The organism is Reyranella sp. (assembly GCF_965279465.1).
Lineage (GTDB): Bacteria > Pseudomonadota > Alphaproteobacteria > Reyranellales > Reyranellaceae > Reyranella.
In genome coordinates, this window is record NZ_OZ257242.1 from 6,725,415 (window position 1) to 6,738,039 (window position 12,625).

The 12,625-nt window shown below is 66.1% G+C and carries 15 protein-coding genes; 6 read left to right on the plus strand and 9 right to left on the minus strand.

The annotated features are described in order from the left end of the window. Positions 1-90: 90 nt before the first annotated feature. The 4 genes from ACQY8M_RS32750 to ACQY8M_RS32765 all read right to left on the minus strand — a co-directional run bounded on the left by ACQY8M_RS32750 (position 91) and on the right by ACQY8M_RS32765 (position 3,084). Positions 91-261: a hypothetical protein gene (locus ACQY8M_RS32750; protein WP_428665189.1), complete on the minus strand. Its 171-nt coding sequence runs from the start codon at positions 259-261 to the stop codon at positions 91-93. A 19-nt stretch (positions 262-280) separates the two neighbouring features. Continuing rightward, positions 281-889: a glutathione S-transferase family protein gene (locus tag ACQY8M_RS32755; RefSeq protein ID WP_428665192.1), complete on the minus strand. Its 609-nt coding sequence runs from the start codon at positions 887-889 to the stop codon at positions 281-283. Further along, on the minus strand, positions 889-2,046 hold the full coding sequence (locus tag ACQY8M_RS32760; RefSeq protein ID WP_428665195.1) for a M20 family metallopeptidase: 1,158 nt from the start codon (positions 2,044-2,046) through the stop codon (positions 889-891). The genes ACQY8M_RS32755 and ACQY8M_RS32760 overlap by 1 nt, the downstream gene beginning before the upstream one ends. A gap of 120 nt (positions 2,047-2,166) precedes the next feature. Then, complete coding sequence (locus ACQY8M_RS32765) at positions 2,167-3,084, minus strand: SDR family NAD(P)-dependent oxidoreductase (protein ID WP_428665198.1); 918 nt, start codon at positions 3,082-3,084, stop codon at positions 2,167-2,169. 110 nt (positions 3,085-3,194) lie between these two features. On the opposite strand from ACQY8M_RS32765, the gene ACQY8M_RS32770 reads away from it, so the two are divergent. Then, a complete protein-coding gene (locus ACQY8M_RS32770; protein WP_428665201.1) occupies positions 3,195-4,040 on the plus strand; it encodes a class I SAM-dependent methyltransferase in 846 nt (281 codons plus the stop codon). Here the strand turns inward: ACQY8M_RS32770 and ACQY8M_RS32775 are convergent. Then, a complete protein-coding gene (locus tag ACQY8M_RS32775) occupies positions 4,015-5,217 on the minus strand; it encodes a multidrug effflux MFS transporter (RefSeq protein ID WP_428665204.1) in 1,203 nt (400 codons plus the stop codon). The genes ACQY8M_RS32770 and ACQY8M_RS32775 overlap by 26 nt on opposite strands. Continuing rightward, a complete protein-coding gene (locus ACQY8M_RS32780; protein WP_428665206.1) occupies positions 5,214-5,957 on the minus strand; it encodes a transglutaminase-like domain-containing protein in 744 nt (247 codons plus the stop codon). The genes ACQY8M_RS32775 and ACQY8M_RS32780 overlap by 4 nt, the downstream gene beginning before the upstream one ends. A gap of 36 nt (positions 5,958-5,993) precedes the next feature. Between ACQY8M_RS32780 and ACQY8M_RS32785 the strand changes: the two genes are divergently transcribed. Continuing rightward, on the plus strand, positions 5,994-6,491 hold the full coding sequence (locus ACQY8M_RS32785) for an SRPBCC domain-containing protein (RefSeq protein WP_428665209.1): 498 nt from the start codon (positions 5,994-5,996) through the stop codon (positions 6,489-6,491). 131 nt (positions 6,492-6,622) lie between these two features. Here ACQY8M_RS32785 and ACQY8M_RS32790 read toward each other — a convergent pair whose 3' ends face one another. From ACQY8M_RS32790 to ACQY8M_RS32800, 3 genes are read right to left on the minus strand one after another with little or no spacing between them, the layout of a single operon-like run. Then, on the minus strand, positions 6,623-7,090 hold the full coding sequence (locus ACQY8M_RS32790; RefSeq protein WP_428665212.1) for a PaaI family thioesterase: 468 nt from the start codon (positions 7,088-7,090) through the stop codon (positions 6,623-6,625). Beyond that, positions 7,087-7,581, minus strand: a complete 495-nt coding sequence (locus ACQY8M_RS32795; protein ID WP_428665215.1) for a PaaI family thioesterase — start codon at positions 7,579-7,581, stop codon at positions 7,087-7,089. The genes ACQY8M_RS32790 and ACQY8M_RS32795 overlap by 4 nt, the downstream gene beginning before the upstream one ends. 32 nt (positions 7,582-7,613) lie before the next feature. Beyond that, positions 7,614-8,702 (minus strand): acyl-CoA dehydrogenase family protein, encoded by a 1,089-nt coding sequence (locus ACQY8M_RS32800; RefSeq protein ID WP_428665217.1) that lies wholly within the window; start codon positions 8,700-8,702, stop codon positions 7,614-7,616. A gap of 205 nt (positions 8,703-8,907) precedes the next feature. Between ACQY8M_RS32800 and ACQY8M_RS32805 the strand changes: the two genes are divergently transcribed. From ACQY8M_RS32805 to ACQY8M_RS32820, 4 genes are all read left to right on the plus strand, one after another. Then, a complete protein-coding gene (locus tag ACQY8M_RS32805) occupies positions 8,908-9,762 on the plus strand; it encodes a branched-chain amino acid ABC transporter permease (protein ID WP_428665220.1) in 855 nt (284 codons plus the stop codon). 7 nt (positions 9,763-9,769) lie between these two features. Continuing rightward, positions 9,770-10,912, plus strand: coding sequence for a branched-chain amino acid ABC transporter permease (locus tag ACQY8M_RS32810; protein WP_428665223.1), 1,143 nt, complete (start codon positions 9,770-9,772; stop codon positions 10,910-10,912). Beyond that, complete coding sequence (locus ACQY8M_RS32815; protein WP_428665226.1) at positions 10,909-11,667, plus strand: ABC transporter ATP-binding protein; 759 nt, start codon at positions 10,909-10,911, stop codon at positions 11,665-11,667. Before ACQY8M_RS32810 ends, ACQY8M_RS32815 begins: the two co-directional genes overlap by 4 nt. A 180-nt stretch (positions 11,668-11,847) precedes the next feature. Next, complete coding sequence (locus tag ACQY8M_RS32820; protein WP_428665229.1) at positions 11,848-12,621, plus strand: ABC transporter ATP-binding protein; 774 nt, start codon at positions 11,848-11,850, stop codon at positions 12,619-12,621. Positions 12,622-12,625 lie beyond the last annotated feature (4 nt).

A 12,625-nucleotide genomic window follows, 5' to 3' on the forward strand; every position in this document is an offset into this window, starting at 1 on the left:
TAGCGAAGGATCTTACCGAGCGCTCAGACATGGGCCGCGCAGCTGGCGTGAGGTCCTTCGCTGCGCTCAGGACGACAGGAAGGGCCGTATTCAAGCTGGAAAATCCGAGTCGTTGGCCCGATCTCTACTCATGCCGACCACGGCAGCAAGCGCCTCACCTTGTTGAACATTCAACTCACGCAGCAATTCCACGACCTGATCGAGCTTGCCCTCGAAATGGTTCAGTCGCTCATCTGGAAGACTGATCCGCTCCTTTGCCATGATGCGCCCGCGGCAGCCCTCAATCGACCGAGATGGCGCGCTGATAGGCAGGACGCGAGCGAAGGCGCTCGCGATAGGCCGTGGAGCGCGGGCCAAGCAGGTGGTCCATGCCGAACAGCCCGACGAGGTGCAACGGATAGCCGGCCGAGATGTCGGCCAGGGTCAGCCGTCCCGCCACCAGGAAATCGCGGCCCTCGAGCCGCTGCTCGAGGGCAGCAAGGCGGACGACGGCATTGCCGCGCGCGTCGTCAAGGACGGCGTCGATGTCGGCGCCCTTGCGGCCGAGCCGCGTCACGGTCGCCATGCGCGACAGGGGCGTCATCAGCGTCGACTCGCCGTACCACAGCCATTGCACGAACTCGCTGCGCGCCGGATCGTCCGGCCCAACGAGCAACGACGGGCCGTGCTTGGCGGCGAGATACTCGCAGATTGCCATCGACTCGGTGAGCTGCACCGAACCGTCAACCAGCGCCGGTACCGTGCCGGTCGGATTGATCGCGAGGTAGTCGGGCTGGAGCTTGCTCGGCGGGAACGGCAGGCTCTTGATCTCGGCCTTCACGCCGAGCTCTTCGAGCACCCAGAGCACGCGCATCGAGCGCGTGTTCTTCGCATGATAGACGGTGATCATCAGTCGAGTGTCTCCAGCAATCGCGTGCAAAGATAAGTCCGCGGCACCAGCGACGAGTAGTAGATCTGCTCATAGGCGGCGTGGGCGCCCTTGCCGTCGGCGCCGAGGCCGTCGAGCGTGGGGATGCCGAGCGCGGCGGTGAAGTTGCCGTCGCTGCCGCCGCCGGTCAGCGGCACGTCGAGCAGCTCCTTGCCGATCTCGCGATAGATCGCCTGCGCCTTCTCGAAGAGGGACGAGATGCCGGCGTCCTTCTGGTAGGGCGGACGGTTCATGCCGCCCTCGACCGTCAGCTCGACGTCCTTGCCGATCGGCTCGAGGTTTAGGAACCAGTGCATCATCTCCTCGGCGAGCTGCTGGCTCGGCACGCGCAGATCGACCTCGGCGGTGCACTCGGCGGGAACGACATTGACGCCCGTGCCGCCGCTCACCAGCCCGACATTGCAGGTGATGCCGCGCGCATAGTCGGTCTTCGCTTCGATGCGCATGATCTGGCGGGCCATCTCGTGGATCGCGCTGCGGCCGTCCTGGTGGCGCACGCCGGCGTGGCTCGCCGCACCCTTGACCTTGAGCGTGAAGCGACCGACGCCCTTGCGCGAGGTGACCACCCGGTCGCCGTCACGGCCGGGCTCCATCACCAGCGCGTATTTGTGGCCTCGGGCGGCGTCCTCGATGCGGGCACGCGAGGTCGGGCTGCCGACCTCCTCCTCGGGAATGAACAGGAAGGTGACCGGCAGTTTGGTCTTCTTGCCCTGCCGCACAAGATGGCGCAGCGCGTAGTAGGCGATGTAGCCACCGGCCTTCATGTCATAGATGCCGGGCCCGAAGATGCTGTCGCCCTCGCGCCGCACCTTGAGGTCCTTCTCGATCATGCCGATCGGATGGACGGTGTCGAGATGGGCCAGCACGAGGATGCCCTTGCCTTCGCCGGTGCTCCACTCGGCCGGCGTTCTGCATTCCAGGATGTCGCCGAACCCGTCGACGCCCGCCGTGCGGTCGAGCTTCAGCCCGAGATCGCGGAACTGGCCCTCGACATGATCGACGACCTTGTTGACCGACCTGGCGTCGTGGCTCGGACTCTCGATCGACACCCATTCGACGATGCCGTTCAGCACCTCGTCGGCATCGATCTTCGGTTCGTTCTGGCGCGGCTCGGTCATGGGTACGCTTTCCTTCGTGTTGCCTTCCCCCTCCCCGGCCCTCCCCCTGCGGGGGAGGGAGGCTCTTATCCCCTCCCCTGCAGGGGGAGGGTTAAGGAGGGGGGACTCAAGGACGAGATATCAGATCGGATCCCAGGTGAAGTACTCGGGCGAGCGCTTGAGGTCGGTGAAGTAGTTCTTCATCGACGGGATCGCCTGCTCGGCGATCGCCTCCAGCGTCCAGCCCTCGGAATTGTGCACCGAGCGCACCGGGCGATTGGCGTTGAACAGCATGATTTCGTTCATGCGCACGCCGAAGATCTGCGAGGTTACGCCCTCCGCCGCGTCGGACAGCAGGAACACCGCCATTGGTGCGACCTTCGCCGGTGTCATCTTCTTGGAGCGCTCGAGGCGCGCCTTCTGCGCCTCGGTGTCGGCCGGGATGGTGCCGATCATGCGCGTCCAGGCGAAGGGCGAGATGCAGTTGGAGCGGACGTTGAAGGCGGCCATGTCGAGCGCGATCGAGCGCGACAGGCCGACGATGCCCATCTTCGCCGCCGAGTAGTTCGCCTGGCCGAAGTTGCCGACGAGACCGGAGGTCGAGGTGAAATGCACGAAGGCGCCCGACTTCTGCTCCTTGAAGTAGTTGGCAGCGGCGCGGCTGACGTTGAACGCGCCATTGAGATGGACGTCGATGACCATCTTCCAGTCCATGTGGCTCATGCGATGGAAGATGCGGTCGCGCAGGATGCCGGCATTGTTGATGACGCCGTCGATCTTGCCGAAATTCTCGACCGCGGCCTTGACCATGCGCTCGGCGCCGGCCGGATCGGCCACGCTGTCGCCGTTGGGCACGGCCTTGCCGCCGGCCGCCGCAATCTCGTCGCACACCTTCTGCGCCGGGGTCGTCGAGCCGCCGCCCTCGCCGTCGACCGCGCCGCCCAGGTCGTTGACCACGACGTTGGCGCCTTCCCGGGCCGCCAGCAGCGCCATCTCGCGGCCGATGCCGCCGCCCGCGCCGGTCACCAGCACGACCTTGTCCTTCAGCATGTTCGCCATTTTCGCTACCTCTTGCTTTTGCTGCCGGCGGAGAATGGACATCGGCATTGCCGCAGTCCAGCGGGTCGGCCACACTCGCGTCGACACAGATCGAATAGAGGAATTCGACCGTGAACACCGAGCAAAGCGTCGCCGACCATTACACGCATGGCACTCTTGAGACTGCGATTCTCAGGGCGCTTGAGGCTGCGGGCAAGAACCCGGACAACCTTGCCCACGGCGACCTGGCGGCGATCGACGAGTTCCACATCGGCGGCCGGCAGGCGACGATGGATCTTGCCACGCAAATCGCCCTGCCAAGCGGGGCTCGTGTGCTCGATGTCGGCTGCGGCATCGGCGGGCCCGCCCGGTTCTTCGCCAGCGAATTCGGCTGGCGGATCGAAGGGATCGACCTCACGGACGAATATGTACGTGTCGCCGAGGCCCTATCGCGGCGTGTCGGGCTGGGCGACAAGGCATCCTTCCGTCAGGCCAGCGCAACGGCGCTGCCGTTCGCGGACGCGACGTTCGATGGCGCCTACATGCTGCATGTCGGCATGAACATCGCCGACAAGAAGGCGGTATTCGCCGAGGTGCGCCGCGTCCTGAGGCCGGGTGGTGTGTTCGCCATCTACGACGTCATGCGCGAGAGCGACGGGGCTTTCGCTTATCCCGTGCCCTGGTCGTCTGAACCGGCGACGAATGCCATCGCGGCGGCGACGACTTACAGGGACCTGTTGGGCAGCGAGGGCTTCACGATCGAGAAGGAACGCAGCCGCCGCGATTTCGCGATGGAGTTCTTTCGACAGATGCGCCAGCGCATGGCCGAAACCGCCGCCAAAGGCGGGCCGCCCCCACCGGGCCTGCCGATCCTGATGGGCCCGACGGCGCCCCAGAAAGTCGCCAACATGATCGCCCTGCTGGAGCGCGGCGTCATCTCACCGACCGAGATCATCGCGCGAGCGGTGACACCTTGAGCAGCCGCGCGGCGAGCACCGTCGCGATCGCGAACGGCAGCAGGCCGATCACCAGCGGCATCGCGATGTAAGGGGTATCCGTGGTCGTCAGCACGGCGACGACCACCGTCCCGATCGCCCCCATGCCCATCTGCGCCAGCCCGACCCAGGATGACGCCGTGCCGGCAAGTTTCGGGTACAGGCCGACCGCGCCGGCGCTGGCATTGGGACCGATCACGCCCGAGCCGAAGCTCAGCACCGTGTGGGGCAGAACGATCGCCCACCAGGTCGCGACGCCGGCGAGCGACAGCGCGCCCATGGTCGTGAGGGCCGCGACATGGAACCAGCCGGCCAGCCGCAGGATGGTCACCGGCGGAATGCGGCCGACCAGCCGGTTGCTTGCGAAGTTTCCGGCCGTAAAGCCTGCCACCGAGACCAGGACGATGAGGCCGAACTCGCGCGGCGAGAAGCCGAGCTTGTCCTGCAGGATGAAGGGCGTGCCCGCCAGCATGCCGAAATTGATGGCGAAGGCGAATCCCAGGGTCAGCACATTGCCGAGGAAGCGCCGGTCGCGCAGCATCTCGCCGGAGCCCCGCGTCAGGCTGCCGAGATCGATCCTGTCGCTGCGATAGCGGTTGGTTTCGCCGAGGAAAAGCGCGAGGCAGGCGAGCAGAATCAGGCCGAAGCCCGCGACGAACCAGAAGGTCGCGCGCCAGCCATAATACTCGCCGAGAAAGCCGCCGAGCGACGGCGCGAGGGCCGGCGACACGTTCATGGCCAGAGCGATCCAGCTCATGACCATCGGCATTTCCTTGTAGTCGTAGGCATCGCGCGTCAGCGCGCGGCCGAGCACGGCGCCGGACGCCGCCCCCAGCCCCTGCAGGACGCGCAGGCCGATCAGCCCGGCGATCGAGGGCGCGAAGGCACAGCCGATCGAGGTCAGGGTGAAGAAGGCGACACCGAACAGCACGACCGGGCGGCGCCCGAAGCGGTCGCTCAACGGGCCGTAGAACAGCTGCCCAACCGCGAAGCCCAGCATGTAGGTAGTGAGCGTGAACTTCACCGCATCGGCGCCGGCCGAGAGGTCGGTGCCGATCAGCGGCATGATCGGCGTGTAGATGCTCATCGTCAGCGGCCCGAAGCTCGACAGGCCGAGCAGCATCGCGACGTAGGCGGCGGACCGCGGCGCGGCCCTCACTTCCGGGCCGCTTCCGCCGCGCCTTCTGCGCCGAAGTCGCCCCCCATCGAACCACCCAGCGGCATCTGCTCCTGCTCGCGCGTCATGCGCGGATAATAGTGGCGGAACGCGTCGCGGATCTCGTCGAACGGGATGTCGGCGAACACGCCGCGATAGCCGAGATATTCCATGTGTCGCCGGCCGCTCAAATCGAACGGGTGATAGATCGAATCGCCCACGGCGTCCCAGTCGAGCGGCTTCAGCCCGAACTTGTCGGTCAGCTCCCTGTTGAAGGCCGGCGTCGCCTTGACCCAGCGCCCGTCGAGCCAGACGTCGGTGTAGCCGTGATAGAAGAAGATGTCGCTGCCGCCCATCAGGTCGCTGAGCCGTTTGGTCGTCATGTGGTTGCGCACGTCGGCGTATCCGACCCGCGCCGGGATGCCGACGGCGCGGCATACCGCGGCCATCACGCCCGCCTTGTTGACGCAATAACCGTGCCCCGCCTCGAGCGTCGTGCTGGCGCGATAGGCCTCGCGCTGCATCGGCGTGTTGTAGGGGTCGTAGCGCAGCCCGTCGCGCACGGCGTAGTAAAGACGCAGCGCCTTCTCGCGATTGGTGCCGTCGCCCGCGACCTGCCTTGCATAGGACAGGATTCTCGGGTGATTTGAATCGATCAGGTCGCCCGGCGCGCGATAGGCGTCGAGCGGCGCGGCATCGCGCACGATGTCGTCACGGTCGCTGCGGAGAGAATCGAAATCCATGGCCGGCGTTGTTTACTGCAAGAGACGGGAAAGTCCATGAGCCACGACGCGCAATTCACCCATGCGCCTATGGTGCGCTTCGAACGGTCGGTCGCAGCGACGCCGGACAAGGTATGGTCCGTGCTGACCAATGTCCGCCTGCTGCCGGGCTGGTACGGTGAAGGTGTCATCGAGCCCAAGGTCGGCGGCAAGGTCGCGCTGATGGGCGGTCACATCCGCGGAACCGTCACCCAGCGCCAGCCCTCGCGCAAGCTCGCCTATACCTGGAACGTCTTCGCACCGGGCGAGCAGGATTCGTCTTTTCCCGAGTCCTATCTCACGCTCGAGCTGGCGCCGAAGGACGGCGCCACCGCGCTCACCCTCACCCACCTGCCCGTCCTCGAGCCGTTCGTTACGCTGAACGCGATGGGCTGGCACACCTTCCTCGACATGATCGACGCCGCGTCGACCGGCGCACCGGTCGAGCCGCGCGAGACCTACATGAAGCGCAATGCCGAGCGGTATGGGATCGACCTGTCCCACCTGCCATCCTGAAGGATCACAGGGCGTCCTTCGGGGCCGGTGTGAGGTCCTTCGCTGCGCTCAGGACGACGTATTCTCTATTCTGTCGTCCTGAGCGCAGCGAAGGACCTCACGCCCGCCCCAAACGGAGAGCGAGACAACGCTCAGAGCGACGGCGGTGCGTCGTCGGACTCTATGAGAAAGTGCGCCGAGGCGGAGGCCACCGGCTTGGAGCGGTCGTCCTGCCAGGCCTCGGCGAAGACGTTGACCATGCGCCGGCCCTGCTTCGTCACCTTGGCCGCGGCGATCACGTCGCGCGGGCCGGCGGAGCGCAGGTAGTCGACGGTGATGTTGACGATCTTCGGCACCGTCGGCGTGTCGGTCTCCCACAACAGATGGAAGATCGCCGCCATCTCGAGCATGGCGCCCAGCGTGCCGCCGTGGATCGCCGGCAGGTAGGTGTTGCCGATCAGCGTGTCGTGGTAGCGCATGCGGGTCAGCAGCTCGCCGGTCGTGTTCTCGGGCGCGATCTTCATCCATTTGGCGTAGGGGATCGCATCGGCGAGGCGGCTCACGTCGCCATGCTTGCGCGCCTCGGCCAGGCGCTTGATCAGGCTGCTGCCGGCGCTCACTTGGCGAGCTCCTTGCCCATCGCCTGGGCGCGCGTCACCTCGCCCTTGGTGCCGAGCATGAAGGTGCCGGCCGCGGCGGCGACAGGGTCCTTGGGATCGCCCTGGTGCGCAAAGGCGCGCGTGAAGGCGACCGAGCGCGTGATGCGGTAGCATTCGGCCTCGGCGATCACCGGCTTGCCCGGGACCGCGGGCTTGGCGTAGTCGATGCGCAGGTCGAGCGTGGCGAAGGGCTTCGGCTCGCGGAGCATGGTCGCGACCGCCATGCCGCAGCAGCTGTCGAGCATCGCCGTCAGCGGCCCGCCCGCCAGCACGCCGGTCTCCGGGTTGCCGACGAACTCCTTGCGCCAGTCGATCTGCATCGACGCCAGCCCGCGCGCGATGGCGAGCACCTTGATGCCCAGCGCCTTGTTGTGCGGGATGGTGTCGGAGAAGAGCTGCTGGAACATCGCAACGCGCTCTTCGGGAGTGGTGAGCATCGGAGTCTGGGACATGGGCCAGTTTAGCCCGCCAGATGTGCCGCCAGCTACAGCCCCATCTGCCTCGCCGCGAGATCCTTCATGATCTCGACGGAGCCGCCGCCGATCGACATCACCTTGGTCTCGCGATAGATGCGTTCGACCTTGGCGCCGCGCAGGTAGCCCGCGCCGCCGAACACCTGCATCGCCTCGTTGGCGCAGAACTCCAGAGTCGAGGTCGCGAGGTTCTTCAGCATGCAGATCTCGGCGACCGGCTTCTCGCCCTGCCCGACCCGGTACGCCAGCAGCTCGAGCGTCGACTTCACGGCGTTGATGCGCATCGCCATGTCGACCAGCCGGTGGCGCACCACCTGGTTGGCGATCAGCGGCTTGCCGAAGGTGTGGCGTTCGCGGGCATAGGCGATCGCCTCGTCGAGGCAGACTTTGGCGTAGCCGTAGGCGGCGGCCGACATGCCGAGCCGCTCCTGGTTGAAGTTCAGCATCACGCCGATGAAGCCCTTGTTCTCGACCCCGATCAGGTTCTCGACCGGGACCCGCACGTTGTCGAAGAAGAGCTGCGCGGTGTCCGACGCCCACCAGCCCATCTTCTTGAGCTTGGTGCGCGCGAAGCCCTCGCGCTCGCGCTCGATCAGCAGCAGCGACACGCCGCTCGCCCCCGGCCCGCCGGTGCGCACCGCGACGGTGAAATAGTCGGCCCGCACGCCCGAGGTGATGAACATCTTGGAGCCGTTGACGACATAGTGGTCGCCCTCGCGCCGGGCCGTGGTCTTGAGATTGGCGACGTCCGAACCGCCGCTCGGCTCGGTGATTGCCAGCGCGCTGATCTTCTCGCCGGACAGCACCTCGGGCAGGATCCTGCGCTTCATCCATTCCGGCCCGAGCGCGGCGATCGGCGGCGAGCCGATGGTGTGGCTGTTCAGGCTGGCGTTGATGCCGCCGCTGCCGTGCCGCGCCAGCTCCTCTGACTTGATGATGCCGAAGAACGGATCGGTCGGGACGCCGCCGTACTCCTCGGGGAAGCCCAGTTGCATGATTCCGGCGGCCGAGGCCTTCCTGTAGAGCTCGCGCGGGAACTCCTCCGCCTCGTCCCACGTGTCGACGTTGGGCATGATCTCGCGGTCGACGAAGCGGCGCACAGTGGCGCGGAAGGCCTCGTGCTCCTCGGTGTAGAATGGGCTCGCCGGGACGGCCTCAGGCAGACGCGGGCGTGAAGGTTCGGTTGCAGCCGTGCTGTCAGCGTATCGCGCGTTGACAGGGCTGAACAGCCGTTCATAGTTATAGGGACGAGGTGGCGATAGACCGCCCGTTTGCAGGGGACGGAAACTGGTTACTTTTCTACAATTGACCCTCAACGGGCTGGCGGTGGGCTGCATCTACGGCCTTGTCGCCCTCGGCTTCGTCCTGATCTACAAGGCGACCGAGCTGGTCAACTTCGCCCAGGGCGACCTGCTCATGCTGGGCGCCTTCGTCTGCTACATGGCCGTCGTCTGGTGGGGGCTCGACTACTGGGTCGGCTTCCTGATCGCGGTCGTGGCGGTGGGGGCCTTCGGCGCCCTGCTCGACCGGGTCGTGCTGCGCCAGGTGATCGGCCAGCCGCAGTTCGCGGTGGTCATGCTGACGATCGGCCTCGGCGCCATGTTCCGCACTTTCGCCAGCGTCACCTGGGGTTCGGAGATCTATACCTTGCCGACGCCGTTCGGCGGGGTCTGGACCGTGGGCGGCGTCACCCTCAGCCACCAATATCTCTCGATCGTGTTCGGCACCCTGGTGCTGTGCGGCGTGCTCTACGCCTTCTTCAATCACACCCGCATCGGCATCGCCATGCAGGCGACCTCGCAGAACCAGCTCGCCGCCTATTACATGGGCATACCGGTGAAGATGATCTTCTCGCTGATCTGGGCGATCTCGGCCGGCGTCGCGGCCGCCGCCGGCATCCTCCTGGCGCCGGTCACGCTGATCGACATCAACATGGGCCTTGCCGTGGCGCTGAAGGCCTTCGCCGCGGCGGTGCTGGGCGGCTTCGGCTCGATCCCCGGCGCCCTGATGGGCGGCATCGTGATCGGGCTGATCGAGCTCTATGCCGGCGCCACGTTGCCGGACGGCTTCAAGGACACCGCGCCCTACATCGTGCTTCTGATCATGCTGATCGTCCGCCCGCAGGGCCTGTTCGGCGCCTTGACGCGCAAGAAGGTGTAGGCGGGCTATGCGTTTCCAGTTCAAGACGTCCTACAATCAGGACATCCGCATCTTCCGCGACAAGGTCGACATCTTCTGGTACGGGCTGCTCGCCGTCATCGTCCTCATGCTGCCGCTGCTGATGGACGAGTACTATGTCGGCGAGACCGCCTGGGTCTTCATCTATGGCATCTGCGGCGTCTCCATGATGGTGCTGGTCGGCTACACCGGGCTGGTGTCGCTCGGTCACGCGGCCTTCCTCGGCATCGGCGCCTATGCCCACGCCTACTTCATCCAGCACGGCATGCCCTGGGTCATGGCGATGGTCCTCGCCGTGGCGCTGACGACGGCCTCCGGCCTGATCGTGGGACTGCCGGCGCTGCGCATGACGGGCATCTACCTCACCATCGCGACGCTCGCCTTTGCGGTGATCATCCAGGAGGTGTTCAGCCGCTGGGAATCGGTGACGCACGGCTTCGCCGGCATGAAGGTCGACAAGCCGGTGATCTTTGGCGTGGAGTTCGCCACCGACCGATCGTTCTATTACCTCTGCCTGTTCTTCCTGGTGGTCGTGCTGTGGGGCACCCGCAACCTCCTGCGCTCGCCGACCGGGCGCGCCTGGATCGCCATGCGCGACAGCGAGATCGCGGCGCAATCGATGGGCGTCCACCTCGCGATCTACAAATCGATCGCCTTCGCCTACTCGGCCGGCGTGATGGGCCTGGCTGGCGCCCTGTTCGCCCACAAGATCGCGTTCCTCGCGCCCGACATCTTCACCATCCTTCTGTCGATCCAGTTCCTGCTGCTGGTGATCGTGGGCGGGCTGGGCTCGCTGCACGGCGCGGTGTTCGGCGCGATCTTCGTGGCGCTCCTGCCGCCGCTGATCGCCATCCTGCGCGATTCGATCCCCGACAGCATGGCCGCCTTCGCCACCGGCACCGGGCTGACCCTGATCGGCACGATCGGTGCGGCAATCGGCGGCTTCCTGGCCAAGCCCGGCGTCGAGGCCGGCATCTTCGGCCTGATCCTGGTGCTGGTGATCCTGCTCGAGCCGCTCGGCATGTACGGCCGCTGGCTCAAGATCAAGCTCTTCTTCTCGACCTTCCCGATGTACAAGGCCTCCACCTTCAAGCGTCAGAAGAGCTACATGCGCTCGGAGCGGCTAAGATGAGCCTGTTCGCGGCCGACAACCTGTCGATCAACTTCGGTGGCATCAAGGCCGTCGACGGGGTGACCTTCGAGGTGGCGAAGGGCGAGGTCTTCACCATCATCGGCCCGAACGGCGCCGGCAAGACCACGATCTTCAACCTCATGAGCCGGATCTACGAGCCGAGCGGCGGCAAGCTCACCTTCGAGGGCGCCGACATCACCGGCGTGCCGCCGCATCGGATCGCGGCGCTGGGCATCGCCCGCACCTTCCAGAACATCGAGCTGTTCGAGCACGCCACCCTGCTGCAGAACCTGCTGCTGGCGCGGCATGCCCACAAGAGATCGAACTTCTTCTCCGAGCTGCTGTTCCTGCCCTCGGTGCGGCGCATGGAGATCGAGCATCGCGAGGCGGTCGAGAAGGCGATCGAGTTCCTCGACCTGCAGCAGTATCGCGACAGCCTGATCGTCAATCTGCCCTACGGCGTGCGCAAGGTGACCGAGCTCGCCCGCGCGCTCTGCACCGATCCCAAGCTGCTGCTGCTCGACGAGCCCTCCTCCGGCCTCAACGTCGAGGAGACCGAGGACATGGCGTTCTGGATCCAGGACATCAAGAACCTGCTCGGCGTCACCGTGCTGATGGTCGAGCACGACATGAGCCTGGTCTCGGCCGTCTCCGACCGCGTGATGGCCCTGAACTACGGCCGCCCGATCGCGACCGGGACGCCCGCCGAGGTGCAGGCGCATCCCGAAGTCGTCCGCGCGTATCTGGGGGGCTGAGGATGAAGATTGCCACTTCTCTGTTCCTCCCTGGCGAAGCCGGGGAGGTGCCCCGCAGGGGCGGAGGGGTCATGGGCCACAACATCGGTGCGGCTCATGACCCCTCCGTCGCCGTAAGACGGCGCCACCTCCCCGCGCTGCGCGCAGGGAGGAACATGAAGATCGACATGGGCCTCGCCCATGGCTGAGCCGATCCTCAAGGTCAGCAACATCGAGACCTACTACGGCCCGATCATGGCGATCCGTGGCGTGTCGTTCGAGGTGGCCAAGGGCAGCATCGTCACCATCCTGGGCGCCAACGGCGCCGGCAAGACCACGGTGCTCAAAACCGTGTGCGGCGTCATGGATCCGCAGAAGGGCAGCGTCCTCTTCGGCGGCCGCGAGATCCAGCGCATGGACCCCGACAAGGTGATGCGGCTTGGCATCAGCCACGTGCCGGAGGGCCGCGAGGTCTTCCCGTTCCTGTCGGTCCGCGAGAACCTCAACATGGGTGCCTACACGCGGCGCGATGGCGACGGCGTGGCGCAGGACCTCGAAACCGTGTTCGGCTACTTCCCGGTGCTGAAGGAGCGTGCCGAGCAGCGCGCCGGCTCGCTGTCGGGCGGCGAGCAGCAGATGCTGGCGATCAGCCGCGCGCTGATGGCACGGCCGCAGGTGATGCTGCTCGACGAGCCGTCGCTCGGGCTCTCGCCCAAGCTGGTCAAGGACATCTTCGAGATCGTCGTACGCATCAACCGCGAGCGCGGCGTCACCATCCTGCTGGTCGAGCAGAACGCCAACATGGCGCTGCAGACCGCCGATTACGGCTACGTGCTGGAAGTCGGCCGCATCGTCATGGCCGACACCTGCAAGCGGCTGATGGAGAAGGAAGACATCAAGGAATTCTACCTCGGCATCAAGGAAGAGAGCGCGCGCGGCAAGCGGCGCTGGAAGAAGCGCAAGACTTGGCGGTGACGAG

Bases quoted from the DNA above. Each gene is read 5' to 3' on its own strand.
- ACQY8M_RS32765 (WP_428665198.1), bottom strand. From the start codon at position 3,084: ATGGCGAACATGCTGAAGGACAAGGTCGTGCTGGTGACCGGCGCGGGC.
- ACQY8M_RS32750 (WP_428665189.1), bottom strand. From the start codon at position 261: ATGGCAAAGGAGCGGATCAGTCTTCCAGATGAGCGACTGAACCATTTC.
- ACQY8M_RS32810 (WP_428665223.1), top strand. From the start codon at position 9,770: ATGCGTTTCCAGTTCAAGACGTCCTACAATCAGGACATCCGCATCTTC.
- ACQY8M_RS32795 (WP_428665215.1), bottom strand. From the start codon at position 7,581: ATGTCCCAGACTCCGATGCTCACCACTCCCGAAGAGCGCGTTGCGATG.
- ACQY8M_RS32820 (WP_428665229.1), top strand. From the start codon at position 11,848: ATGGCTGAGCCGATCCTCAAGGTCAGCAACATCGAGACCTACTACGGC.
- ACQY8M_RS32760 (WP_428665195.1), bottom strand. From the start codon at position 2,046: ATGACCGAGCCGCGCCAGAACGAACCGAAGATCGATGCCGACGAGGTG.
- ACQY8M_RS32755 (WP_428665192.1), bottom strand. From the start codon at position 889: ATGATCACCGTCTATCATGCGAAGAACACGCGCTCGATGCGCGTGCTC.
- ACQY8M_RS32815 (WP_428665226.1), top strand. From the start codon at position 10,909: ATGAGCCTGTTCGCGGCCGACAACCTGTCGATCAACTTCGGTGGCATC.
- ACQY8M_RS32785 (WP_428665209.1), top strand. From the start codon at position 5,994: ATGAGCCACGACGCGCAATTCACCCATGCGCCTATGGTGCGCTTCGAA.
- ACQY8M_RS32780 (WP_428665206.1), bottom strand. From the start codon at position 5,957: ATGGATTTCGATTCTCTCCGCAGCGACCGTGACGACATCGTGCGCGAT.